The organism is Micromonospora hortensis, from assembly GCF_022230935.1.
Classification (GTDB): Bacteria; Actinomycetota; Actinomycetes; order Mycobacteriales; family Micromonosporaceae; genus Micromonospora; species Micromonospora hortensis.
On record NZ_JAKKFE010000054.1, the window covers coordinates 72,153 to 94,449 of the forward strand.

Sequence of the window (22,297 nt, forward strand, 5' to 3'; positions counted from 1 at the left end):
GCGGGCGGTCACACCGCCGGGCCGGTCCACCGGTAGCACCACTCGCGGGCCTCCTCGCGAGCGGTTTCCAACTCGTAGATCTGCGCGTCGGCCAGCCCACCGGAGCCGAGGTGATGGTGGGTCAGCGGCGGACGGCCGTTGCTGTCCAATTCGACGGTGATGGTCTGCCCGTCCGCCGTGCCGCCGACGAGAAGGATCTGCACGGATGAAGCCATGCGCCCATCCTGCCCGGCCCAGCGCCAGCCCGCAGCGGATAGCGGGGCAGCGGGGCGCCCGGCCCGTGGCTAGGGTCGGCGGATGGAGCAGACGATCGATCCCACGCTCGGTCCGGTGCTCGCCCGCACCGGCGACGAACGCGCCGTCCTGACCTCGTTCCTCGACTTCCACAGGGCCGTTGTGCTGCGCAAACTGCGCGGTCTCTCCGACGCCGACGCCCGACGCCGGCTGGTGCCGTCGGCGACCACGCTCGCCGGGCTGGTCAAGCACCTGACGCTGGTCGAGCGGAACTGGTTCCCGACCCTGTTGGCTCCCGAGCCCGACGACGTCTACCTGACCTCCGAGGAGGACGCGGTCGCCAGCTTCACGCTGGGCGACCAGGACAGCATCGTCATGCTCACCGAGGCGTACGAGCGGGCCTGTGCCCGCTCCCGGGCGGTCGCCGCGAGCATCGACCTCGACCACGTGGTGCCGCACCCGCAGCTCGGTGAGGTGTCGCTGCGCTGGATTCTGGTGCACATGATCGAGGAGACGGCCCGGCACGCGGGCCACGCCGACATCCTGCGCGAGCTGACCGACGGCGAGGCCGGCGCGCTCTGAGCCCCCTGGTCGCCGCACGCCGCCGGTCGTCAACCGGTGGGCAACAGGCCCGGCGGGTACTCCATCCCGTCGTGCGTACAGGCCGCGGCGGCAACCCGCGCCGCGTACCGGGCGGCACGCGTCAGTGGCTCACCGCGTAACCGGGCGGCGATCAGGCCGGCCGCGAAGGCGTCGCCCGCCCCGTTGCTGTCCACCACCGGCTTTTCCGGGGCGGCGGGTGGCACGGGCACCGCGGTGCCGTCACCCGGGTACAGCTCGGCGCCGTCCGCGCCGCGGGTCACCACCACCGTCCGGGGCGCCAGCGTGCCGGCGAGCGACGGGGCCCGGCCGCCCAACCGCACCCCGCTCAGCAGAATGAGGTCGGCGACCTGCGCGAACGGCTGGTGGTAGGTGTTCTCGCCGTCCCAGTCGTGCAGGTCGGTGGAGAGCGCCGCGCCCGCCGGAACGGCAGCCCGCACGGCGGACAGCAACGGCACTGTCCAGTCCATGATCGAGAGGTGGACGTGCCGGGCGTCGCGGACCAGTGCGGCCAACTCGGCGGCGGAGAATGGTGGACCACCCTGCCACGGGCGCGGGTCGTACAGCGACGTGCGCCGCCCGCCGGGATCCACCAGGTTCACCGACCGGCGGGTGCCGCCCCGGTGCTCGGCCAGCCGCGCCGGCACCTCGGCCCGGGTCAACGCCGCCCGGACCAGCTCACCGGCCGGATCGGCACCGAGGGTGTCGACAACCAGTACGCGCAGGCCGAGCGCCCGGGCGGCCAAGGCCACCCCGGCACCGGTGTTGCCGATCCGCAGCTCGATCGGCTCGACGGTGTGGGAATCGGCAGCCGGGAGGGGCAGCGCGGGCACCCGGACCCGTACGTCCACCCCAAGCCCGCCAAGAACCAGCAGATCGATCACGAAGCGACGCTAGCCCGTCACCCCTCCCACCTCCAGCCCTCCGCGATCTTGCGTTTTCTGCGGCGACAAAAGGTGCACAGTTCGCAGAACGACGACACAAACTGCAAGATCGCGCAGGTGGGCCGGTGGGTGCGGACGCCTGGTCGGGCGGGCCGCCTATTCTGGGGGCGGGCGGCGACTAGGGGGAGCAGGTGCTGGTCATCCACGGGCTGTGGTTGCCCGGCGGCAGCTCGACCGGCGGCCTCGCCGTCTGGGCCGAGGACAGCGCCGCACCGATTCCCGCTGCGCGTTCGGGCCGGCCAGCCCGGGAACGCCCGCATCCGTTCGCCGCCGGGCACACCGACCTGGCCGCCGTCCTCGCCGACGCCGCCGAGCCGAGCCGGCCGGACACCGCGCTCATCACCCTGCCCACGCTGGCGGGCGCGCCGACCGACTCACCCGAGCTGATCAGGACCACCGTCGCACCTGCGGCCCGTGGCCGGCTCACGCTGGCCGGGTGGCGGGTGCCCACACTGGTGTACGCCCCGGACGACGCCCTGTCGCTGCTGCGAGCCCTGGACGACATCCCAGCGGTGTCCGGGGCCACAGTGCGGCACCTCGCCGAGCTGGCCGACTTCGCCGCCGACCTGGTGACCCGTGGCCGCGTCCTCCCCGGCGTGCGCACGACGACGGTCGACCAGACGCGCGGCGCTGGCGCGACGGCGGGTGACTGGATGCCCCGCGCTGGCGCGACGGCGGCGTCGGGCGGTGCCGGGCAGGTGCCGGCGCAGGCGGTCTGGCGTCCGCTGCTGACCGGCACCGACGCCGCCTGGGCGCGCTCGCTGGCGCTGGCCCTGCCACCCGCCGCCCGAGCCGCCGTCCTGCCGCAGCCCGCTGCCGCGCTGCCGTCCACCGCCGCCGCGCTGCCGTCCACCGCCGCCGCGCTGCCGTCCTCCGCCGCCGCTGCTCAGGGGTCTACCGGGAGCGCCGTCACCTCCGCTGCGGGGACCGTCGGCTCGGGCGGGCCTGAGCTGACCGCTGCCGCCCTGGTCGCGGATGCGCTGGACGCGTTGACCGACGCCGCCGCGCGGGCCGCGCTGGCGACCACCACGCTGGCCCGGGGGCTGCGCCCGGGTGGTCCGGCGCCGGCCTGGCTGGCCGCCCTCGCCGGCCCGCAGCGGGACTTCACCATCGACCCGGCCGGGCTGTCCACTCTCTCCGCCGAACTGGACGCCTGGCAGCGCGACGCCGCCGGTGGCCCGGTGCGGGCCAGTTTTCGCCTTGTGGAACCGGCCCCCGACGAGGTCACCGAACCGATCCTGGCCACCCGAGCGGTGCCCGCCGACGGTGCGCCGGTGCCGGTGTCCGCCGATGGTGCGTCGGTGCCCGCCGATGGTGCGTCGGTGTCCGCCGACGGTGCGTCGGTGCCCGCCGACGGCGTGCCGGTGCTCGCCGACAGCGCGCCGGTGTCGGTCGGGTCGATCGGTGCCGGGCGCTGGCGGTTGGAGTTCGGGTTGCAGGCCGCGGACGAACCCGGCCTGCACGTCGACGCCGGGGACATCTGGCGAGCGCCGCAGACCCTCGGCGGCCTGGTCGGTCGGACGACCAGCCCGCAGGAGACGCTCCTCGCCGAGCTGGGCCGGGCCAGCCGGCTCTGGCCGGACCTGGACGCCGCGCTGCGCACCGCCGCCCCGGAGGTGATGGAACTCGACGTCGAGGGGGCGCACCGTTTCCTCAGTGCGGGCGCACCGGTGCTGCACGCGGCGGGTTTCGGGGTGCTGCTGCCGTCCTGGTGGCAGCGGCCGTCGGCGCGACTGGGCGCCCGCTTACGAGCGCGCAGCCGCACCGCGCCGGGCACTGTGGGTGGCGCCGATGCCGGTGTCGGCCTGGACGCCCTGGTCGACTACCGCTGGGAGATCGCGCTCGGTGACCACCCGCTCTCCGCCGAGGAGTTGGCGGCGCTGGCCGAGACGAAGACCCCGCTGGTGCGGCTCCGGGGCCGGTGGGTCGAACTGGACCCGGGGCGGCTCGCGGCCGGGCTGCGTCTGCTCCGCTCCGCGGGTGAGCTGACCGTCGCCGACCTGCTCCGACTCGGGCTGGCCGACGGCGAGGCCACCGGCGAGCTGCCGGTGCTGGAGGTGACCGCCGACGGGGCGCTGGGCGACCTGCTCGCCGGCGCGGTCGAGCGGCGGCTCACCCCGCTGGACCCGCCACCGGGCTTTCGGGGGACGCTGCGGCCGTACCAGCAGCGAGGGCTGGCCTGGCTGGCCTTCCTGCGCTCACTCGGTCTGGGTGGTGTGCTCGCCGACGACATGGGGCTGGGCAAGACTGTGCAACTGCTCGCGCTGCTCGCCGGGGACCCACCGGAGGCCGGGCCGACGCTGCTGGTCTGTCCGATGTCGCTGGTCGGCAACTGGCAGCGGGAGGCGGCCCGGTTCACCCCGGAGTTGCGGGTCCACGTACACCATGGCGCCGAGCGGGCGCGGGGGGCGGAGTTCATAGCGGCCGCGCACGGCGCGGACCTGGTCCTCACCACCTACTCGGTGGCTGCCCGCGACGCCGCCGACCTGGCCGGCATCGACTGGCACCGGGTGGTGGTGGACGAGGCGCAGGCGATCAAGAACGCGTCGACCCGGCAGGCCGAGGCGGTTCGCGCGCTGCCCGCCCGGCAGCGGGTGGCGGTGACCGGTACGCCGGTGGAGAACCGCCTCGCCGACCTCTGGTCGATCATGCAGTTCGCCAACCCGGGTCTGCTCGGGCCGGCCGCGACGTTCCGCAAACGGTTCGCCGAGCCGATCGAGCGGCACGGCGACGCCGAGGCCGCCGAGCGGCTCCGCCGGATCACCGGCCCGTTCGTGTTGCGCCGGCTCAAGACCGACTCGTCGATCATCTCCGACCTGCCGGAGAAGCTGGAGATGGAGGTGCTCTGCAACCTCACCGCTGAGCAGGCAGCCCTGTACCAGGTGGTGGTCGACGACATGCTTGCCCGGATCGAGACCAGCGACGGCATCGAACGACGCGGCCTGGTGCTGGCCACAATGACCCGACTCAAGCAGGTGTGCAACCACCCCGCCCAGTTGCTGCGTGACGGCTCACCGCTGGAGGGCCGCTCCGGCAAGCTGGCTCGGCTCACCGAGATCCTGGAGGAGGTGCTGGCGGCGGGGGAGCGGGCACTGCTCTTCACCCAGTACGCCGAGTTCGGTGCGATGTTGCGGGGTCACCTGTCGGCGCGGTTCGGCCGGGAGGTGCTGTTCCTGCACGGTGGCCTCGGCAAGGCCGAGCGGGACGCCCTGGTGCAGCGTTTCCAGTCGGCGGAGGGCCCGCCGCTGTTCGTCCTCTCCCTCAAGGCCGGCGGCACCGGGCTGACCCTGACCGCGGCGAACCACGTGGTGCATGTGGACCGGTGGTGGAACCCGGCGGTCGAGGATCAGGCCACCGACCGGGCGTTCCGGATCGGGCAGCGCCGACGGGTGCAGGTGCGCAAGTTCGTGTGCGCCGGCACTGTCGAGGAGAAGGTGGCCGCGATGATCGCCGACAAGCGGAGCCTCGCCCAACGGGTGGTCGGCACCGGCGAGCAGTGGATCACCGAGTTGTCCACCGGCCAGTTGCGGGACCTGTTCGCCCTGGAAGCCGGCGCGGTGGTCGAGTGACGGATTTCGCCGACTACGGGCGCCCGCGTCGGGTCGACGGGGGCCTGCGGGCACGCAGTGCCCGGGGCGCGATCGGCCGGTCCTGGTGGTCCCGGCGTTTCCTGGAGGTGCTGGAGTCGTTCGCGCTCGGCACCCGGCTGACCCGGGGCCGGTCGTACGCGCGGGCCGGTCAGGTGCTCACGCTCGACATCACACCCGGGCGGGTCAGCGCGGTGGTGCAGGGCTCCCGGCCGCAGCCTTACCAGGTGTCGATCGCGCTGAAGCCGTTCCCGGCGGCGCTCTGGTCCCGAATCGAGGACGAGCTGGCCGGGCAGGCGTTCTTCAGCGCCCGGCTGCTCGCCGGGGACCTCCCCGAGGAGTTGGAGGAGCTGTTCACCGCCGCCGGCGCGCCGCTCTTCCCGGCGGCCGTGGACGAGTTGACCCAGCGCTGCAACTGCCCCGACTTCGCGGTGCCGTGCAAGCACCTCGCGGCGACGTTCTACCTGCTGGCCGAGGCGTTCGACGCGGACCCGTTCGAGCTGCTGCACTGGCGAGGTCGGTCCCGGGCGGAGTTGCTCGACGCGCTCCGCGCCCGGCGGGCCGCGAGCACCGGTGTCACCCCACCGTCCGCACCGGCCGGTTCACCGTCCGGACCGGACGGTGCGGTGTCGACAGTGGACGTCGTCGCCCCGGTCGGTGCCGCTCGGGCGCTCGCCGGGCTGTCGGCGACGCCGCTGGCGGAGGCGGCGGACCGGTTCTGGTCAGCCCCGGTGCCGCTGCCGGATCGTCCGCCCCGACTGGTGACCGGCACCGACCTGCTGCTGCGCCAGCTCGGAGCGCCGGCCCCGGCCATCGGTGGGCCGGGACTGCTCGAACGGTTGCGCCGCGCGTACCGGGCGTTCGGTCCGGCCGACAGGTGAGCTGTCACGTCCACCGGTGGGGCCGTCCCGTTGAGCGGTTGGACAGTCACGTCCAGCGGCGGCGGAACCGCCACATGATCGCGGCGTTGGCCACCAGCACCACCGCGCAGATCGCGCCGGTGAGTCGACCGGCGAACACGGCTATCGCCGGCAGCGACGCCCACAGCACGATGGTCAACAACATCAGGTAGCGGCCCCTGCGGGCTCGGGCCCTGTGGTCCAGCCGGTTGAAGAAGGCCGGGTCACTTTCCCGGAGCTGACGGGTGATCTGGTCGAATCTGCGCTGATCCTCTTTGCTGAGCATGGCGCTGCCTTCCCCTCACGCGTTCAGCGGTTCGGCGGCATACCCGCTGCGGTGGCGGCTCACGCTCACCCGCTGCTGCTACTTTTCCTCCACGCGAGCGCGCTTCATGTCCGGCTTACCTGAACCTTAAGTTTGCCTTTGGTGGTGAACGACGCCGAAACTGTCGCGTACGGCGGCGTGGTCCGATCCGTGCTCGGCTGCCGCGCGTACGCCCTGCTGGGAAGGTCTGCGGGCAGGTCCATCCCATCGCCCACCGCCGAGGTCGCGCTGAGCGCTGTCTTAAGTGCCCCCACGAGTGGGTTCCGGCCACCTTGAAGGGCCCTGGGGCCTTGGTTACCTTGCCGTAGCAACCCCCTCAGGCAACAGTCGCCGCACCTGCCGCACCTGCCCGGTAGCAGCTTCCGGCGCTCATCAGAAATCGGGATTGGTACATGGCCGACCAGAATGTGCCACCACGTCGACCGCGGGACGACCGCGGTTGGGACGGACATCAGCACCCCAGCGCTGACGGCTACGGCGACCCCCACACGCCCGCGCCCTACGGCTACGACTCGCCCCACCCCTACCAGGGCGGCTACGCCGCGCCGGCCGACCCGCGTGAGCAGTACGCCGGGCAGCCCGCGCCCGCCCCGCGCGGTCCGCAGTGGGTCGGCCCGGAGGGCCTCGGCCGTCCGGCCCCGGCACGCCCGGCCGGCACCGGACTGCCCACCCTCGACGATGACAACGAGCCGGGTCGCAAGGTCGGCCGACGGAAGGCGATGGTGGCCCTCGGCGGCACCGCCGCCGTCGTCGCCGGTGGCGCGGCGCTCGCCATGACCCCGCAGATCCGTGGCCTCTTCGGCGACGAGGCGGCGGCGGGCGACGCGACCGGCAGCACGGTGACCGACGGCACCGCGGCGCGGCCCAGCGGCCAGCAGCCCAGCACCGTGCGTACCTACACCGAGCAGAACGAAAGCTACATGGGTTCGCGGGCCGGTGAGGCGCTGAAGAAGAACGCGCCGGCCGGTGGTCGCACCTTCTCCGGCCCGGCAGCGGCCGCGGCGGCGACCAAGGTGACAGTGAAGACCGTGCTGGCCAAGGACCCGATCCTGCACCTGGCCCGGCGCGCCACCTTCGGCGCGACGCCGGCTGTGGTCGCCGACATCAAGCGCGACGGCATGGACGCCTGGATCCGCGCGCAGCTGGACCCGGAGAAGTTGGAGCCGAGCAAGGGTGAGCTGAAGCTCGCCGAGCTGCCGACCCAGAAGCTCTCCGTGCAGCAGTTGCGCGACCAGCGGGACAAGCTCAACGAGCAGGACGCCCACCCGGAGCGGGAGATGGTCGACGCCACCATCGCCCGGCAGATCTGGTCCAAGCGCCAGCTGTTCGAGGTGATGGTCGACTTCTGGAACGACTTCCTGCACGTCGCCGCGGACTTCGACGGCGGCGAGGTGTACCGCAGCTCGTTCGACCAGGACGTCGTGCGCAAGCACGCGCTGGGCAGCTACCCGGAGATGCTGGTCGCCGCGAACAAGCACCCGGCGCTGCTGATCTACCTGAACCAGAAGGACTCCCGCAAGGACGCGATCAACGAGAACCTCGCCCGGGAGAACCTCGAGCTCTACTCGGTCGGCGTCGACGGCGGCTACAAGGAGCCGGACGTCCGGCAGGCCGCCATGTTGCAGACCGGCCGCGGTGTGGACGACAAGGGCAAGTACGTCTTCCGCCCCGAACAGCACTACGTCGGCAAGGTGAAGATCCTGGGCTTCACCCACGCGAACAACTCGGCCGACCCGAAGAAGGCCGAAGCGGCGATCGACGCGTACATCACCTACATCGCGACGCACCCGTCGACAGCGAAGTACGTGGCGCAGAGCCTGGCCACCCGGTTCGTCTCGGACACCCCGCCGAAGTCCCTCGTGGACCGGCTGGCGAAGACGTACACCACGAACAAGGGCATGATCAAGCCGGTCCTGATGACGCTGTTCTGCTCGTCGGAGTTCTGGGCCGGTGTGGGTCAGAAGGTGCGCCGGCCGATGGAGTACCTGGTCGCCACGTACCGCACGCTGGGCGTCTCGCCGGAGGCGTCGCCGAAGCACAACAACGGCGACAGCAAGCGCACCGCGTACGCCCGGGGGCTGCGCCAGATCCACGACAAGATGCGCGAGTTGGGTCAGTCCCCGATGGGTCATCCGACCCCGGACGGCTACCCGGACGTCTACGTCGCGTGGACCTCGGCCGGCACCATGGTCAACGGCTGGAACGAGGCGGGCGAGATCCTCGGCGGCTACCGCACCACCTTCACGTACACGGCGCCGGAGAAGCTGGTCGCCAAGCCACCGGCGACGGCCGGTGCGTACGTGGACGCGCTCTCTTTGCGGCTGGTGGGCCAGAAGTTGAGCACGCGGGAGAAGAACCTCATCCTCGGCGTGGCCGGTGTGGCGGCGACCACCAAGGTCGACGCCACGTTCAACGGGGCCATCACCGCCGTCGCGCGGGCGATCCTCGCTTCCCCCCAGCACCACCTCCGGTGAGGCACCCGATGGAGAAGACTGTGTACAACTCTTTCCCCCTGCACCCCGAATGCCCCGACGTGCGACGGCTGGCCGACAACCCGGCCGAGGCGTTGCTGCGCGCCGAGGCGGACATCGTCGCCGCCGAGAACGCCGCCGAGTTCGACAGGTACCGCACCCTGGAGGACCTGGAGGAGGCCCAGCAGGACGGTCGCGGCGTGACCCGGCGGACCTTCGTCGCCGGTGCCGCCGCCACCGCCACCGCGCTGGCCACCGCCCAGTTCGTCACCACCTCGGCGTCGTTCGCGGCGACCAAGACCGGCACCCTGATCCACGTCTTCCTCTACGGCGGGCTGGACGGCCTGAGCCTGATCGCGCCGGACAACGACGCGGTGCTCAACAAGGCCCGGCCCGACCTGCTGCTCGGCAACGACTCGCTGTCCCTGGGCCGCGGCTTCAAGCTGACCAGCGCGTTCAAGCCGTTGGAGAAGTGGCTCACGGCCGGTCAGTTGGGCTTCATCCCGGCGGTTTCCGACGAGCGGCTGTCCCGCAGCCACTTCCAGGCCGCCGACGCCTGCAACCTGGGCGGGCTGCCCAACGAGACCGGCGGCCGGGGTTGGCTCGACGGTCTGGTCGACAACCTGGGCAAGGGCACCGCGTTCCGCAGCGTCGGCATCGGCAGCACGCTGCCGCGTTCGCTGGTCGGCAACAACGGCGCGCTCTCGCTGAACAACGTCGGCTCCCTGCGGCTCAACGGTGACGAGCGGTTCCGGGCCGCCACCGAGAAGGCCATCAAGGGCCTCTTCACCGGGATCAACCACCCGGTCGAGGAAGCCGTGCAGGAGGGCATGGGAGCGCTGGCCACCGCCCAGAAGCTCGCCGCCAAGCCGTACCAGCCCGCCGAGGGCGTCAAGTACGAGGGCGTCGGCAACGCGTTCCAGCAACTCGCCCAGTTGATCAAGGGCGGCGCCAACGTCCGGGTCGCCACCGTCGGCATGGGCGGCTACGACACCCACGAGAACCAGGGCACCCGCGAGGGTGGCCAACTGCACCGCCGGCTCAACGAGCTGGCCAGCGCGATGGCCGCCTTCTTCACCGACCTCGGCCCGAAGGCCGCCGACGTGACGATCATGGTGTCCAGCGAGTTCGGCCGTCGGGTCGGCTCCAACAACAACGGCACCGACCACGGGCACGGCGGTGTGGTCACCCTGCTGTCGGGCAAGAAGCTGGCCGGTTCGCTGCTGGGCACCTGGAACGGTCTGGACAAGCTGGACTCCGGTGACGTGCCGGAGTACAACAACATGTTCAACGTCTACGGCGCCGTGGCGCAGGGCCGGTTCGGGCTCACCAACGCGGAGGTCGACAAGGTCTTCCCCCGCCAGAAGTACGCCCCGATGAAGCTGTACGCGTGACGCATTCGCACACCCACGCCGCCGGCCGTCGTACCGGGACCTCGTCCCGGCACGGCGGCCGGTCGGCTGCACCCGTACCCCCGCAGATCCCGGACCGGCGCGGACCCGGCGGCCGACGGCTGCTGGGTGTGCTGCTCCTGGTCGGCCTGCTCGCCAGCGTGCTGCCCTGGTGGCTGGGCACCCCGGCCGGATCGCTGCGGACCACCGCGGCAACAGTCACCTCGGCCGGCCGGATCACCGGCCTGGTCGCCGGCTACCTGCTGTTGGTGCAGGTGCTGATGATGAGCCGACTGCCGGTGCTGGAGCGGTGGATCGGCGGCGAGCACATGGCCCGCTGGCACCGGGACATCGGCGCCACCCTGCTGGTCACCGTGCTGGCACACATGTCGCTGATCCTGGTCGGCTACGCCGACCTGCGTAAGCAGTCGATCCTCGCCGAGGTCGGCACGTTGCTCGGCGACTACGAGGACATGGTCTCGGCGTTCGTCGCCACCGGCATCATGATGCTCGTCGGGTTCAGCAGCATCCGGGCGATCCGGCGGGCGTTGCCCTACGAGATGTGGCACCTGCTGCACCTGTCCAGCTACCTGATCCTGCTGCTCGGCTTCGGCCACCAGTTCGCCCACGGCGCGCAGCTCTACCGGCCCGGCCCGGTGCGCACCGGCTGGATCGCGCTCTACGTGCTGGTGGTCGCCGCCCTGCTCTGGGGCCGCGTGATCGCGCCGCTGGCGTTCAACCTGCGCTACAAGCTGCGGGTCGCCGACGTGGTCGCCGAGAGCCCCGACACCATCTCCATCTACCTCACCGGGGAGCGGCTCGGCCGGCTGGCGATGCTCGGCGGCCAACACTTCCGCTGGCGGTTCCTCACCCGGGGCTGCTGGTGGCAGTCGCACCCGTTCTCCGTCTCCGCCGCCGCCAACGGCCGCTGGCTGCGGGTCACCGTGAAGGTGGTCGGCACCCACACCGCCGACCTGCGCGACCTGGAACCGGGCACCCGGGTCTGGGCCGAAGGCCCGTCGGGCACCTTCACCGCCGCGCACCGGCTCGGTGAGCGGGCGCTGCTGATCGCCGGCGGCAGCGGCATCACCCCGATCCGGGCCATGCTGGAAGAGTTGCCGCCGGGCGCGGCGCTGATCTACCGTGCCCGCACACCGGCCGACGTGCTGCTCAGCCGCGAGTTGGACTGGCTGGCCCAGGAACGCCACACCTCCGTCTGGTACGTCATCGGCTCCCGCGACGACCCCGGCCCCCGCCAGTTGATGAGCCCGGACGGGCTGCGGCAACTGGTGCCCGACGTGGCCCGCCGCGACGTCTACCTGTGCGGGCCACCCGGTCTGGTGGAACAGTCGGTGCGGGCGCTGCGGCGGGCCGGCGTGCCCCGACGGCAGATCCACCTGGCCACGTTCGAGCTGTAGGAAGGGCATCCCCATGCGTCGCGCGCTCCTCGCGATCACCGGCCTGGCCGCCAGCACCACCGCGCTCGTGGTGTTCAAGGGCTCGCCAGGCACCAGCCAGGTCGCCCAGAACCTGCCGACAGCGCAGCCGGTCAACCCCTCCGGGGCGGGCACCGACCCCGGTGCCCTCGCGGATGCGCCGGGCACCGACCCGGCCGGCGGCACGCCGACGTCATCGGCAAGCGCCAAGCCGTCGACGTCGCCCAAGCCCGGCAAGACCACCGCGCGCCCGTCGGGCACCAAGACGACGAAGGCCCCCAGCGCTCCGCGGACCACCACCAAGGCACCCCAGTCGACCACCCGGCGGATCGACGGAAACGGCTTCGACGCGGTTGAGGGCAGCCAGAAGTACGGGTACGTGCTGGTGCAGATCGTCGTCTCGGGTAACCGGATCGTCGACGCCGTCGCGCTGTCGCTGCCCAGCGGGGGTGAATCCGACATCCACAGTGGCGACGTTCGTACCGCCTACGACGGCAGCGGCGCCGAGGTGGTGCAGAAGCAGAGCGCCAACCTCAACACCGTCTCCGGTGCCACAGCCACCAGCGACGCCTACAAGAAGTCCCTGCGGTCCGCCATCGAGAAGGCATTCTGACGTGCGGGCCACGCTGACCCGACCCGGGCTGTGCCGGGTCGAACAGATCATGGGTACGACGATCACCCTGGACCTCGCCGACGATCTGCCACCGGCGACAGCGCGCGAGCTGGCGGACGAGGTCTTCGCCTGGATGCACGAGGTGGACACGCGGTTCAGCACCTACAAGCCGGACAGCGAGGTGTGCCGCTTCGACAGGGGTGAGGTGCTGCTCTCCGAGGCGTCAGCGGACCTGCGGTACGTGCTGGAGACCTGCGCCGACCTGTGGGGCGCCACCGACGGGTTCTTCGACGCGTACGCCACCGGTCGGCTCGACCCGTCCGGCTACGTCAAGGGCTGGGCCGCTCAGGTCGCCTCGGACCGCCTCGTCGCGGCCGGGGCCGTCAACCACTGCGTGAACGCCGGCGGCGACGTACGGGTGCGGGGCCTGTCACCGTCCGGGGAGCCGTGGCGTATCGGCATCCGGCACCCGTGGGACGCGATGGCGGCCTGCCTGGTGCTCAGCGGGACCGACCTGGCAGTGGCCACGTCCGGCGTGTACGAGCGGGGCCGGCACGTGCTGGACCCCCGCCGGGGCGCACCGGCCAGTGGGCTGCGCTCGGTGACGGTGGTCGGCACCGACCTCGGGGTGGCCGACGCGTACGCCACCGCCGCCCTCGCCATGGGCACCCCCGGCCTCAACTGGCTGGCCCGCCTGGACGACCACACCCACGCGGCGATAACCGACAACGCCCGCCAATACCACTCCGCCAACCTCCCCCTAACCGACTAGCCCCCGCGCCCCCGCGCGCCCTCCGCTCCCCGCGATCTTGCAGTTTCGGTTGCTGGCTTGTCCCGTTACGTAGAGATTGTCGGGACAGAAAGTGCAAGATCGACGGGAGGTTGGGGTGGGGGTCGCGGCGGCCGACTAGCGGAGGGGGCGGTGGGTGCCGGCTGGGCGGGAGCCGGTGGGGCGTGGGCGGCCGGGGCGGGACCCGGACGGGCGGGTGCCGGCCCAGCGGCGTCCCGGGTGGCTGCGCCGGGGCGGCTCGGTGCCGCCGGGGTGAGGCGCTCTGTCGTTTGTGGACATCGTTCCCCCGTTCGTGGCGCGCGTTCGCACCGTCCCCCTGTCAACGAGGACCGACGCCTCGGCGACGCTGTCGGGCACCGGATCGAATCGTCGACCGGGCCGGCTTCACATGCCTCGTCGGGGCAGCGGCAGGTGACCGGGGAGCAGGTCGGGGGCGAGCGTCACCCCGGCGGCGCGTAGCGCCCCGATCAACGTGTTCTGCACGAGGTACGAATCCGGAAGCTGCCAGCGTGCCTGCTCCGGGGCGACCGCCCAGCGGACAGTGCCCTCCGGTAGCCGGGTGGGCGGCGCGGGGATCCACGAGCCCGGCCCGTGCCGGACCACGTGGAAGCAGTGCTCCAACTCCGGCCGGAGCGGGTCGCCGGGGCGGACCAGGAACATCCACCGCCCGGTGGGCGTGACCAGCACCGGTCCGCGTACGCCGGTGCCGGCCGGGTGGATCTGGACCGCGTCGAGCACGTGTCGGCCGAGGTGGGCGGGCACCTCCAGCACGTCGAAGGCTCGGCCGGTGGGCAGCAGCACCCCGTGTGGTCGGCTCCGCCACCAGGTCGCCACCCGGGCCGGGTCGGCGCTGGCGGCCAGTTCCCAGTTCTCCAGGGCGGGGTGGCAGCCCACTGTGGGACAGCCGGCCCGCCCGCAGACGAAGCGGCTGCGGGCCAGACAGGCACCAGGGGTGACTTCCCAGCCGTGTACCGCGTACCGGATGGCGACCCGGCGCAGCCGGACCCGTTCCAGCGGCGACAGTTCGGCAACGCGCGGTACGACATTCCCCCACATGTGTGCCAACTCCTCTCGTCGGGCCCGGCGTTCGCCAGGTCGCATGTCGAGCACCGTCACTGCCGTAACCCACGATCGTTGAGGTTGACGAACGGCTCGTGCAACTTGCACGAAAAGTACGAGGACCAGCTGTACGGCTGACGTACATCCTGTGCGACCAGCGAAAACCTGAAAATGAACGGCAGTCGCCGCACCCGCGGACATCGCCCCGATTCGATTGATCGTCGGTGGCAGGGGAGGATGGGGAGATGGACGAGCTACCCATAGGACGGCGAGTGGCCTACTGGCGGGGGCGACGCAAGATGTCGCAGCAGGTCTTCGCGGACCGGCTGGGCAAGTCCAAGAGCTGGGTGGACAAGGTCGAACGCGGCGTCCGACGGCTGGACAAGTTCTCCGTCCTCTACGAGATCGCCGACATCCTCCAGATGGACGTGCAGCTGCTGATGGGCAAGGACCCGGAGCGGCGCGCCGACGCCCTCAACTGCATCGACCAGGTCGAGGTGCAGGAGATCCGGGCGGCGCTGGAGCGCTACGACTCGATGAGCGCGTACTTCGACGCGGCGCCGTACCCGCCGCCGATGGACGACATGCGCAAGGCCGTCAACCACGCCTGGCTCACCTACCAGTACGGCCGCTACGGGATGCTCACCCGGGCGCTGCCGAAGCTGCTGCGCGACGCCCAGGCGGCCGACGCCGCCTACGGCGGTGAGCAGGCCGCCGAGGCGGCCCACCTGCTCGGCCAGGTCTACCAGATCGCCTCCTCGGTGCTGCGCAAGCTCGGCGAGTGTGAGCTCGCCTGGTTGGCCGCGGACCGGTCGATGGCGGTGGCCCAGCGGGCCGACGATCCGCTGCTCGCCGGGATCGCCACCACCCGGGTGTGCAACGCCCTGGTCGCGATGGGCCGGGCCCGCCCCGCGCTGGAGCTGAACGTCCAGATCGCCAACCGGTTGGCGCCGGGTGGCAGCAACGAGGTCTCACCGGCCCGCCTGTCCGTCTACGGGATGCTGCTGCTCCAGGGCGCGATGGCCGCGTCGCGCATCGGTGACTCGGCCAGCGTCGACGACCTGATCAACTGCGCGCAGGAGGCCGCGACCCTGCTCGGCGGCGACCACAACCACTACTGGACGTCGTTCGGCCCGACGAACGTCGAGCTGCACCGGGCCGCCGCCGCTGTGGAACTGGGCGACGGGGGGCGGGCCGTGGAGGTGCACCAGCTGCGCATCGCGGAGCCCTCCTTCAACGCGCTGCTGCCCGAGCGTCGCGCCCACCACCTGCTCGACATCGCCCGCGGGTACGCCCAGATAGGTGACGTGGCGAACGCGGGCGAGATGCTGCTGCTCGGTGATCGGCTCGCCCCGTCGGAGATCCGCTGCCGGCCGATCGCGCACGAGGTGATGTCCGACATCCTCCGTCGCACACGTGGTGCGCCGCCTTCTCCGGTAGCGGAGTTGGCTGAGCACATGGGAGTAGGGGTATGAGCGCGGAGCCGGTCTGATGGCCGGTGCAGCGCACAACAACGGGCACCGCGAGGTGCTCTACGTCATCGCCTGCGGTTCGCCGCTGGCCCGGCACGTCGGCCGTCTGGTCGACCTCGCCCAACAGGACGGTTGGGACGTCTGCGTGGTCACCACGCCGGACGGCGCGAAGTTCGTCGACCAGTCGGCCCTGATTCGGCAGACCGGCCACCCGGTGCGGACGCACTACAAGAACCCCGGTGACCCGGACGTGCTGCCACCCGCCGACGCCATGATCGTCTGCCCGGCCACCGTCAACACCGTCAACAAGTGGGCGGCCGGGATCACCGACACGCTGGCGCTCGGGCTGTTGGTCGAGGCGCAGGGCAAGGGCGTCCCCATCGTGGCGGTGCCGTACACCAACGCGGCGATGGCCTGCCACCCGGCGTTTCGTGCCGGGGTGGCCCGGTTGGCCGAGTGGGGTGTCACAGTGTTGTTCGGCGACGATGTGATCGCTCTGCATCCGCCCGGAACGGGGGAACAGCACCTGCACGCCTTCCCCTGGGCGATGCCGCTGGCCGCGTTGCAGACCGTTTCCTGGAGCGCCGCCTAGCGCATCCGGCAGATCTTCCACACGACGCGGCCGGGCCAGGTGTCACCGCCCGGCGGCCCCGACGCCGGTAAGCTGGCCCGCCGTGAGCACAAGCGGATCCGCCCCCACAGTCAGCGACGTGGTGGCCGCGCTGGAACGGCGCTTTCCGCCGGTCTGGGCGGAGGAGTGGGACCGGGTGGGCCTGGTGCTCGGTGAGCCGGCAACCCCGGTCCGCCGGGTGCTCTGCGTGGTCGACGTGGTGCCCGAGACTGTCGACGAAGCCCTCGCCGCCGACGCGGACATGATCGTCGCGCATCACCCGCTGCTGCTGCGCGGGGTGTCGTCGGTCGCCGCGACCACCTTCAAGGGGCGGATCATCCACCGGTTGATCCGGGCCGGGGTGGCGCTCTACGCGGCGCACACCAACGCCGACGTGGCCTCCCCGGGCGTCTCCGACGCCCTCGCCGCCCGCTTCGGGCTCACCGGCCTGCGCCCACTTCAACGACCCGCGCCCGGCTCGCCCGCCCACGGCGACGACAGGGGTTTCGGCCGGATCGGCGAACTGCCCGAGCCGATGACCCTCGCCGAGCTGACCCGGCACGCGGCAGCGGTGCTCCCCGTCACGTCCTGGGGAGTTCGCGCGGCGGGGGATCCCGGGCGTATGGTTCGTACCCTCGCCGTCAGCGGCGGGTCGGGGGACAGCTTCCTCGGCGCCGCGACCGCCGCCGGGGTGGACGCGTTCCTCACCGCCGACCTGCGGCACCACCCGGCCGGCGAGCACCTCGCCGCCGATGGTCCCGCCCTGATCGACGCCGCCCACTGGGCGACCGAACGACCGTGGCTGGACGACCTGGCCGCCTTCCTCCGGGAGGCGCTGGACGTCGAGACGCTGGTGTCCGACCTGGACACCGACCCGTGGACCGTGCACGCCGCCGCACCCGCTGTGGACGACAAGGAGCCCGACCGTGAAGGCTGACCCCAAGGTGCAGCGCCGCCTGCTCGACCTCCAGGCGATCGACACCAACCTCGCCCAGCTCGCCCACCGCAGGCGAACGCTTGCCGAGCGGGCCGAGCTGGAGTCGCTGGCTCGGGAGCTGTCGTCGATGGAGGACGAGCGGGTTCGCGCCCAGGTGGCCGTGGACGACCTGGACCGGGACATCGCCCGGTTGGAGAAGGACGTCGAGCAGGTCCGGGCCCGCAAGGAGAAGGACGAGAACCGGCTTGCCGCCGGCACCGGCCCGGCCCGCGAGCTGGAGGCGCTCCAGCACGAGCTGGTCTCGCTCAAGCGCCGCCAGGGCGACCTGGAGGACGCCGAGCTGGAGCTGATGGAGCAGCGGGAGACCGCGCAGGGCGTCCTGGACGGCGTGGAGCAGCGGCTGGCCGAGACCCGGGACAAGCGGGCCGCTACCGAGCAGCGCCGCGACGAAGCGCTGGCCGAGATCGCCAAGGAGGAGGAGTTCAAGCGGGGCGCCCGTCAGCCGCTCGCCGCCGACCTCCCCAGCGACCTGGTCAACCTGTACGACAAGATCCGCGAGGACACCGGGTTGGGCGCCGCGCTGCTCACCGGGGGCCGCTGCGGCGGGTGCCGCCTGGACCTGTCCGGCGCCGACCTGGCCCGGATCCGCAAGGCCGCCCCCGACGACGTGGTCCGCTGCGAGGACTGCCGACGGATCATGGTCCGCACCAACGAGTCGGGCCTGTAGGTCGTGGCGCCGCGTGTGGTCTCCATGGAGGCCGACGGTGGGTCCCGGGGCAATCCCGGCCCCGCCGGCTACGGCGCTGTGGTCCGCGACCCGGAGACCGGCGAGGTGCTCGCCGAGCGCTCCGAGTCGCTCGGGACCGCCACCAACAACGTCGCCGAGTACCAGGGCCTGATCGCCGGGTTGACCGCCGCCGCCGAGTTGGGCGCCGCCGAGGTGGACGTCCGGATGGACTCCAAGCTGGTGGTCGAGCAGATGTGCGGCCGGTGGCAGATCAAGCACCCCGGCCTGCGACCTCTCGCCGCCCAGGCCGCCGCGCTGGTGGGCCGGTTCGCAGCGGTCCGGTTCAGCTGGATTCCGCGCGAGCAGAACCGGCACGCCGACGCCCTCGCCAACGCCGCCATGGACGCCGCCGCGGGTCGTCCCCCGGCGACCGCGGCCCCCGCCCGTCCCGCGACGACTGGGGCCGCCGGCCAGCCCTCGACCCCGATCATCGGCAGCGACCCGGCGACCGCGCCGGCCTCCTGGGAGCCACGGCCGACCTTCACCGCCACCCGGCTGATCCTGGTCCGGCACGGCGAGACCGCCTACACCGAGCAGCGGCGCTACTCCGGGCGCGGCGACGTGCCGCTCTCCGAGCGTGGCCGGGCCCAGGCCCGCGCCACCGGCACCCGGGTCGCCGGGTTGGCCCCGTCCGTCGCGGCCGTGCTCAGCTCACCGTTGTCCCGGTGTACGGCCACCGCGGCGTCGATCGCCGAGGCGCTCGGCGGGGACGTGCCGGTCCGCACCGAGGACGACCTGATCGAGTGCGACTTCGGCCAGTGGGAGGGGCGCACCTTCGCCGAGGTGCGCCAGCAGTGGCCGGGGGAGATGGACGCCTGGCTCGCGTCACCCCGGATCGCGCCGCCGGACGGGGAGTCGTTCACCCAGGTCGCCGAACGCGCGCACCGGGTCATCTCGGGGCTGCTCACCGCGTACCCCGGTGAGACAGTGGTGGTCGTCTCGCACGTCTCGCCGATCAAGCTGATGCTGCGCGACGCCCTCGCGGCCGGCGACGGTTTCCTGCACCGGCTCTTCCTGGACGCGGCCGGCATCTCGGTGCTCGACATGTGGCCCGACGGCGGCGTGGCAGTGCGCACTGTCAACGACACCGCCCACCTCGCCACCCTCGACTGAGCCGCCACACCCTTCGTTGGTAACGGCCGGTCGGCCGCGCCGTTCGGCGCAGCCGGCCGGCCGTTCGGCGCAGCACCCTCCGAACGGGTCAGGTGACCGCCATCACAGAGTCGTAGCCTCCGGCCGTTACATCGAGAGCCACGACTCCCCGGAGGTGTGTCAGATGGCTGCACCCGAACCGGAGGCGCCGCCCACGGCGCCGACCAGGGCGAAGGACCACAGCCCCTGGAACTGGTTGCTCTTCATCCCCATCGTGGTGCCGCTGATCCCGGCGTTCTTCAATGGCGACTCGCCCCGGGTCTTCGGCTTCCCGCGCTTCTACTGGCTGCAACTGGCCTTCATCCTGCTCGGCGTCGGCACCACCACGTTGGTCTACCAGATGACGAAGAAGCGGGGAGGCCGCTGATGTGGCGCGACCATCTCACCGAGATCATCGTCTTCTCCCTGCTGTTCCTCCTGGTCAGCGTGATGGGCTTCGTGGCCGCCCGCTGGCGGGCGCCGAAGGACATGGCGCACCTGGACGAGTGGGGGCTGGGCGGGCGCAGCTTCGGCGGCTGGATCACCTGGTTCCTGGTCGGCGGTGACCTCTACACCGCGTACACCTTCGTGGCGGTGCCGGCGTTGATGTTCGGTGCCGGCGCGGCCGGGTTCTTCGCCGTGCCGTACACCATCGTCATCTACCCGCTGGTCTTCCTGGTGCTGGTGCGGCTCTGGTCGGTGTCGCACCGGCACGGGTTCGTCACGCCTGCCGACTTCGTCCGCAACCGGTTCGACTCGCCGGTGCTGGCGCTGCTGATCGCCATCACCGGCATCGTCGCCACCATGCCGTACATCGCGTTGCAGCTGATCGGCATCGAGGCGGTGCTCAAGACGATGGGCGTCACCGGCGACAACGCGCTGGCCCGGCACCTGCCGATCATCATCGCGTTCGCCATCCTGGCCGCCTACACGTACCAGTCGGGGCTGCGCGCGCCCGCGTTGATCGCGTTCGTCAAGGACAGCCTGATCTACATCGTGATCCTGGTGGCGGTCATCTACCTGCCGTACAAGCTGGGCGGCTGGGGTGACATCTTCGCCGCCGCGGACGCGAAGTTCGACGCCTCACCCAACCCGAACGACGGCATCCTGCTCAACGGCAACAACCAGCTTCAGTACGTGACACTGGCGCTCGGCTCGGCGTTGGCGCTCTTCCTCTACCCGCACAGCATCACCGGCGTGCTGGCCAGCAGGAACCGCGACGTGATCAAGCGGAACATGTCGGCGCTGCCCGCGTACAGCCTGCTGCTCGGGTTGATCGCGCTGCTCGGCTACATGGCCATCGCGGCCGGCGTGAAGCCGCTGCCCGGCAACTCGGCCGGCTCGGTGGACAACAACACCATCGTCCCGCTGCTGTTCGACCAGCAGTTCCCGGACTGGTTCGCCGGTGTCGCGTACGCGGCGATCGGCATCGGCGCGCTGGTGCCCGCGGCGATCATGTCGATCGCGGCGGCGAACCTGTTCACCCGCAACATCTACAAGGAGTACCTGAAGCGCGACGCCTCCCCGGCCCAGGAGGCGAACGTCTCGAAGATCACCTCCCTGGTGGTGAAGGTCGGCGCGGTGGCCTGCATCGTCTTCCTCGACCCGCAGTTCTCCATCGACCTCCAGCTGATCGGTGGCGTGATCATCCTGCAGACGCTACCGGCGGTGGCGCTGGGCCTCTACACCCGTTGGTTCCACCGCACCGGCCTGATCGTCGGCTGGGTGGCCGGCATGGGGTTGGGCATGTGGATGCTCTACCAGGTGGCCAGCCCGACCCGGAAGCACTTCGGCGGCTCGGCGTTCCCGCTGTCGGAGTTCGGGTTCGACACCACCCGGACGATCTACGTCGGCATCGTGGCGGTGGCGGTCAACCTGGCCGTGGCGGCGCTGGTGACGCTCGCGCTGCGGGCCGCGAAGGTCGAGGAAGGAGTCGACGGCACCGAGCCCGACGACTACTTCGCCGACGAGGGCGACCCACGGGTCACCCCGGGCCCCGACCGCGACGCCGACTCGGCCCGCGAGCCGGTCGCGTGACCTGAGGTACGCCCGGGCGCCGACGTCGGTCGGTGCCCGGGCATACCTGTTCCGCCGTGGCGGCCGTGTGGTGTCTCCGCCGGCAGCCGCTTGCTCAGGTTGCGCGGGATCGGCTGTCGAGCTGATGTCGTAGACGATTCAGGCGCCGCCTGGCCTCGCCGATGGCCGTGGCGGGGCCTGGTGGCCGTGGCGGGGCTTGATGGCCGTGGCGGGGCCCGGTGGCCGTGGCGGGGCCTGGTGGGCTGGCGGCTCCGGCGGCCGGGCGGTTTTGCCGGCTTCGCCGCCAAGATCATGCTCGATCATTGTTGTAGTGGTGTCGGACCGCGCGGGATGCCACTACAACAAGGATCTTGCGCGATCTTGGCGGTGGAGGGGGCTGTCGCGACCTGGTTCGCCGCGCAGCGTGGTGGTGGCCGGCGGATGCGCATTCGGTGACGGGAGCCACGCCACCTGGCGGGGTTAGCGGGGGCGGTTGCGGTTTATCAGGGCCTGGTTGAGGCGGCCCAGTAGGGCGGCCAGGGTGGCGCGGTCCTCGGTGGTCCAGTCGGCCAGCATGTCGCCGTAGAGCCGGGTGCGGGCGGCCTGGACGGCGGCCATCCGTTGCAGACCGGCCGGGGTGGGGGAGATGACGGTGCCGCGGCCGTCGGACGGGTCCGGGGTGCGGGTGATCAGGCCATCGCGCTGAAGCGCTGACACCTGTCGGGTGACTGTCGAGCCGTCCAGGTTGAGTCGGGCGGCGAGCGCGGAGACGTTCTGCGGGCCGGCGTCGGCCAGGTGGCGCAGGATGACGTACGCCGCGCGGTCCAGCACCCGGTGCTCGGCGGTGCCGGTGGCCCGCCGGGTGGCCTCGCCGAAGCGCATCAGCAGGGCCACCTCGGTCTCGATCCGGCCGAGGGTGCTCTCGTCGTGGTCGTCGCTCATAGCTGTATGATACAGAATAAGTACCTGTACGATACAGCTATCTGAGGAGTCGG

At 71.8% G+C, this 22,297-nt stretch carries 20 protein-coding genes; 15 read left to right on the forward strand and 5 right to left on the reverse strand.

The genetic code is table 11. The features are described 5' to 3' along the window. Nucleotides 1-8 precede the first annotated feature (8 nt). Complete coding sequence (locus tag NIE111_RS27720) at nucleotides 9-215, reverse strand: DUF8847 domain-containing protein (RefSeq protein ID WP_238687234.1); 207 nt, start codon at nucleotides 213-215, stop codon at nucleotides 9-11. An 82-nt stretch (nucleotides 216-297) separates the two neighbouring features. On the opposite strand from NIE111_RS27720, the gene NIE111_RS27725 reads away from it, so the two are divergent. After that, entirely contained in the window at nucleotides 298-816 is a 519-nt protein-coding gene (locus tag NIE111_RS27725) for a DinB family protein (RefSeq protein ID WP_238687235.1), read from the forward strand. A gap of 29 nt (nucleotides 817-845) precedes the next feature. Here NIE111_RS27725 and NIE111_RS27730 read toward each other — a convergent pair whose 3' ends face one another. Continuing rightward, nucleotides 846-1,718, reverse strand: coding sequence for a carbohydrate kinase family protein (locus NIE111_RS27730; protein WP_238687236.1), 873 nt, complete (start codon nucleotides 1,716-1,718; stop codon nucleotides 846-848). A gap of 191 nt (nucleotides 1,719-1,909) precedes the next feature. Between NIE111_RS27730 and NIE111_RS27735 the strand changes: the two genes are divergently transcribed. Then, the gene (locus NIE111_RS27735) at nucleotides 1,910-5,347 is read left to right on the forward strand and encodes a DEAD/DEAH box helicase (protein WP_238687237.1); all 3,438 of its coding nucleotides are present in this window, start codon (nucleotides 1,910-1,912) and stop codon (nucleotides 5,345-5,347) included. Further along, nucleotides 5,344-6,246: an SWIM zinc finger family protein gene (locus NIE111_RS27740; RefSeq protein ID WP_238687238.1), complete on the forward strand. Its 903-nt coding sequence runs from the start codon at nucleotides 5,344-5,346 to the stop codon at nucleotides 6,244-6,246. Before NIE111_RS27735 ends, NIE111_RS27740 begins: the two co-directional genes overlap by 4 nt. Before the next feature lie 46 nt (nucleotides 6,247-6,292). Here the strand turns inward: NIE111_RS27740 and NIE111_RS27745 are convergent, their stop codons facing one another. Further along, the gene (locus NIE111_RS27745) at nucleotides 6,293-6,550 is read right to left on the reverse strand and encodes a DUF3040 domain-containing protein (protein WP_091409372.1); all 258 of its coding nucleotides are present in this window, start codon (nucleotides 6,548-6,550) and stop codon (nucleotides 6,293-6,295) included. 431 nt (nucleotides 6,551-6,981) lie between these two features. Here NIE111_RS27745 and NIE111_RS27750 point away from each other — a divergent pair, with 431 nt between their 5' ends. From NIE111_RS27750 to NIE111_RS27770, 5 genes are read left to right on the forward strand one after another with little or no spacing between them, the layout of a single operon-like run. Beyond that, nucleotides 6,982-9,063 (forward strand): DUF1800 domain-containing protein, encoded by a 2,082-nt coding sequence (locus NIE111_RS27750; protein ID WP_238687239.1) that lies wholly within the window; start codon nucleotides 6,982-6,984, stop codon nucleotides 9,061-9,063. 8 nt (nucleotides 9,064-9,071) lie between these two features. Next, nucleotides 9,072-10,454 carry a DUF1501 domain-containing protein gene (locus NIE111_RS27755; RefSeq protein WP_238687240.1) on the forward strand — a complete coding sequence of 461 codons (1,383 nt, stop codon included), beginning with the start codon at nucleotides 9,072-9,074 and terminating at the stop codon, nucleotides 10,452-10,454. Next, on the forward strand, nucleotides 10,451-11,869 hold the full coding sequence (locus tag NIE111_RS27760) for a ferredoxin reductase family protein (protein WP_238687241.1): 1,419 nt from the start codon (nucleotides 10,451-10,453) through the stop codon (nucleotides 11,867-11,869). Before NIE111_RS27755 ends, NIE111_RS27760 begins: the two co-directional genes overlap by 4 nt. A 13-nt stretch (nucleotides 11,870-11,882) precedes the next feature. Next, complete coding sequence (locus NIE111_RS27765) at nucleotides 11,883-12,500, forward strand: FMN-binding protein (protein ID WP_238687242.1); 618 nt, start codon at nucleotides 11,883-11,885, stop codon at nucleotides 12,498-12,500. 49 nt (nucleotides 12,501-12,549) lie between these two features. Continuing rightward, entirely contained in the window at nucleotides 12,550-13,272 is a 723-nt protein-coding gene (locus NIE111_RS27770) for an FAD:protein FMN transferase (RefSeq protein ID WP_238687309.1), read from the forward strand. 402 nt (nucleotides 13,273-13,674) lie between these two features. Here the strand turns inward: NIE111_RS27770 and NIE111_RS27775 are convergent, their stop codons facing one another. Then, nucleotides 13,675-14,346, reverse strand: a complete 672-nt coding sequence (locus tag NIE111_RS27775) for a bifunctional DNA primase/polymerase (RefSeq protein ID WP_091409390.1) — start codon at nucleotides 14,344-14,346, stop codon at nucleotides 13,675-13,677. 248 nt (nucleotides 14,347-14,594) lie between these two features. On the opposite strand from NIE111_RS27775, the gene NIE111_RS27780 reads away from it, so the two are divergent. The 7 genes from NIE111_RS27780 to mctP all read left to right on the forward strand — a co-directional run bounded on the left by NIE111_RS27780 (nucleotide 14,595) and on the right by mctP (nucleotide 21,323). Beyond that, entirely contained in the window at nucleotides 14,595-15,824 is a 1,230-nt protein-coding gene (locus NIE111_RS27780; RefSeq protein WP_238680500.1) for a helix-turn-helix domain-containing protein, read from the forward strand. 16 nt (nucleotides 15,825-15,840) lie between these two features. Further along, nucleotides 15,841-16,413, forward strand: a complete 573-nt coding sequence (locus NIE111_RS27785) for a flavoprotein (protein WP_238687243.1) — start codon at nucleotides 15,841-15,843, stop codon at nucleotides 16,411-16,413. Nucleotides 16,414-16,531: 118 nt separating this feature from the next. Then, on the forward strand, nucleotides 16,532-17,368 hold the full coding sequence (locus NIE111_RS27790; RefSeq protein ID WP_372488421.1) for a Nif3-like dinuclear metal center hexameric protein: 837 nt from the start codon (nucleotides 16,532-16,534) through the stop codon (nucleotides 17,366-17,368). Then, a complete protein-coding gene (locus tag NIE111_RS27795; RefSeq protein ID WP_238687245.1) occupies nucleotides 17,358-18,095 on the forward strand; it encodes a zinc ribbon domain-containing protein in 738 nt (245 codons plus the stop codon). The genes NIE111_RS27790 and NIE111_RS27795 overlap by 11 nt, the downstream gene beginning before the upstream one ends. Nucleotides 18,096-18,098: 3 nt before the next feature. Beyond that, entirely contained in the window at nucleotides 18,099-19,268 is a 1,170-nt protein-coding gene (locus NIE111_RS27800) for a bifunctional RNase H/acid phosphatase (protein ID WP_238687246.1), read from the forward strand. 163 nt (nucleotides 19,269-19,431) lie between these two features. Next, nucleotides 19,432-19,674, forward strand: coding sequence for a DUF3311 domain-containing protein (locus tag NIE111_RS27805; protein ID WP_091409411.1), 243 nt, complete (start codon nucleotides 19,432-19,434; stop codon nucleotides 19,672-19,674). Continuing rightward, nucleotides 19,674-21,323 carry a monocarboxylate uptake permease MctP gene (gene mctP, locus NIE111_RS27810; protein ID WP_238687247.1) on the forward strand — a complete coding sequence of 550 codons (1,650 nt, stop codon included), beginning with the start codon at nucleotides 19,674-19,676 and terminating at the stop codon, nucleotides 21,321-21,323. The genes NIE111_RS27805 and mctP overlap by 1 nt, the downstream gene beginning before the upstream one ends. Nucleotides 21,324-21,782: 459 nt before the next feature. Here mctP and NIE111_RS27815 read toward each other — a convergent pair whose 3' ends face one another. Next, nucleotides 21,783-22,244, reverse strand: a complete 462-nt coding sequence (locus NIE111_RS27815) for a MarR family winged helix-turn-helix transcriptional regulator (RefSeq protein WP_238687248.1) — start codon at nucleotides 22,242-22,244, stop codon at nucleotides 21,783-21,785. Nucleotides 22,245-22,297: the final 53 nt, after the last annotated feature.

What these genes read in the sequence shown, in the direction of transcription:
- NIE111_RS27765 (WP_238687242.1), top strand. Translation starts at nt 11,883, where the DNA reads ATGCGTCGCGCGCTCCTCGCGATCACCGGCCTGGCCGCCAGCACCACC.
- NIE111_RS27770 (WP_238687309.1), top strand. Translation starts at nt 12,550, where the DNA reads ATGGGTACGACGATCACCCTGGACCTCGCCGACGATCTGCCACCGGCG.
- NIE111_RS27755 (WP_238687240.1), top strand. Translation starts at nt 9,072, where the DNA reads ATGGAGAAGACTGTGTACAACTCTTTCCCCCTGCACCCCGAATGCCCC.
- NIE111_RS27720 (WP_238687234.1), bottom strand. Translation starts at nt 215, where the DNA reads ATGGCTTCATCCGTGCAGATCCTTCTCGTCGGCGGCACGGCGGACGGG.
- NIE111_RS27750 (WP_238687239.1), top strand. Translation starts at nt 6,982, where the DNA reads ATGGCCGACCAGAATGTGCCACCACGTCGACCGCGGGACGACCGCGGT.
- NIE111_RS27780 (WP_238680500.1), top strand. Translation starts at nt 14,595, where the DNA reads ATGGACGAGCTACCCATAGGACGGCGAGTGGCCTACTGGCGGGGGCGA.
- NIE111_RS27785 (WP_238687243.1), top strand. Translation starts at nt 15,841, where the DNA reads ATGGCCGGTGCAGCGCACAACAACGGGCACCGCGAGGTGCTCTACGTC.
- NIE111_RS27815 (WP_238687248.1), bottom strand. Translation starts at nt 22,244, where the DNA reads ATGAGCGACGACCACGACGAGAGCACCCTCGGCCGGATCGAGACCGAG.
- NIE111_RS27805 (WP_091409411.1), top strand. Translation starts at nt 19,432, where the DNA reads ATGGCTGCACCCGAACCGGAGGCGCCGCCCACGGCGCCGACCAGGGCG.
- NIE111_RS27725 (WP_238687235.1), top strand. Translation starts at nt 298, where the DNA reads ATGGAGCAGACGATCGATCCCACGCTCGGTCCGGTGCTCGCCCGCACC.
- mctP (WP_238687247.1), top strand. Translation starts at nt 19,674, where the DNA reads ATGTGGCGCGACCATCTCACCGAGATCATCGTCTTCTCCCTGCTGTTC.
- NIE111_RS27775 (WP_091409390.1), bottom strand. Translation starts at nt 14,346, where the DNA reads ATGTGGGGGAATGTCGTACCGCGCGTTGCCGAACTGTCGCCGCTGGAA.
- NIE111_RS27745 (WP_091409372.1), bottom strand. Translation starts at nt 6,550, where the DNA reads ATGCTCAGCAAAGAGGATCAGCGCAGATTCGACCAGATCACCCGTCAG.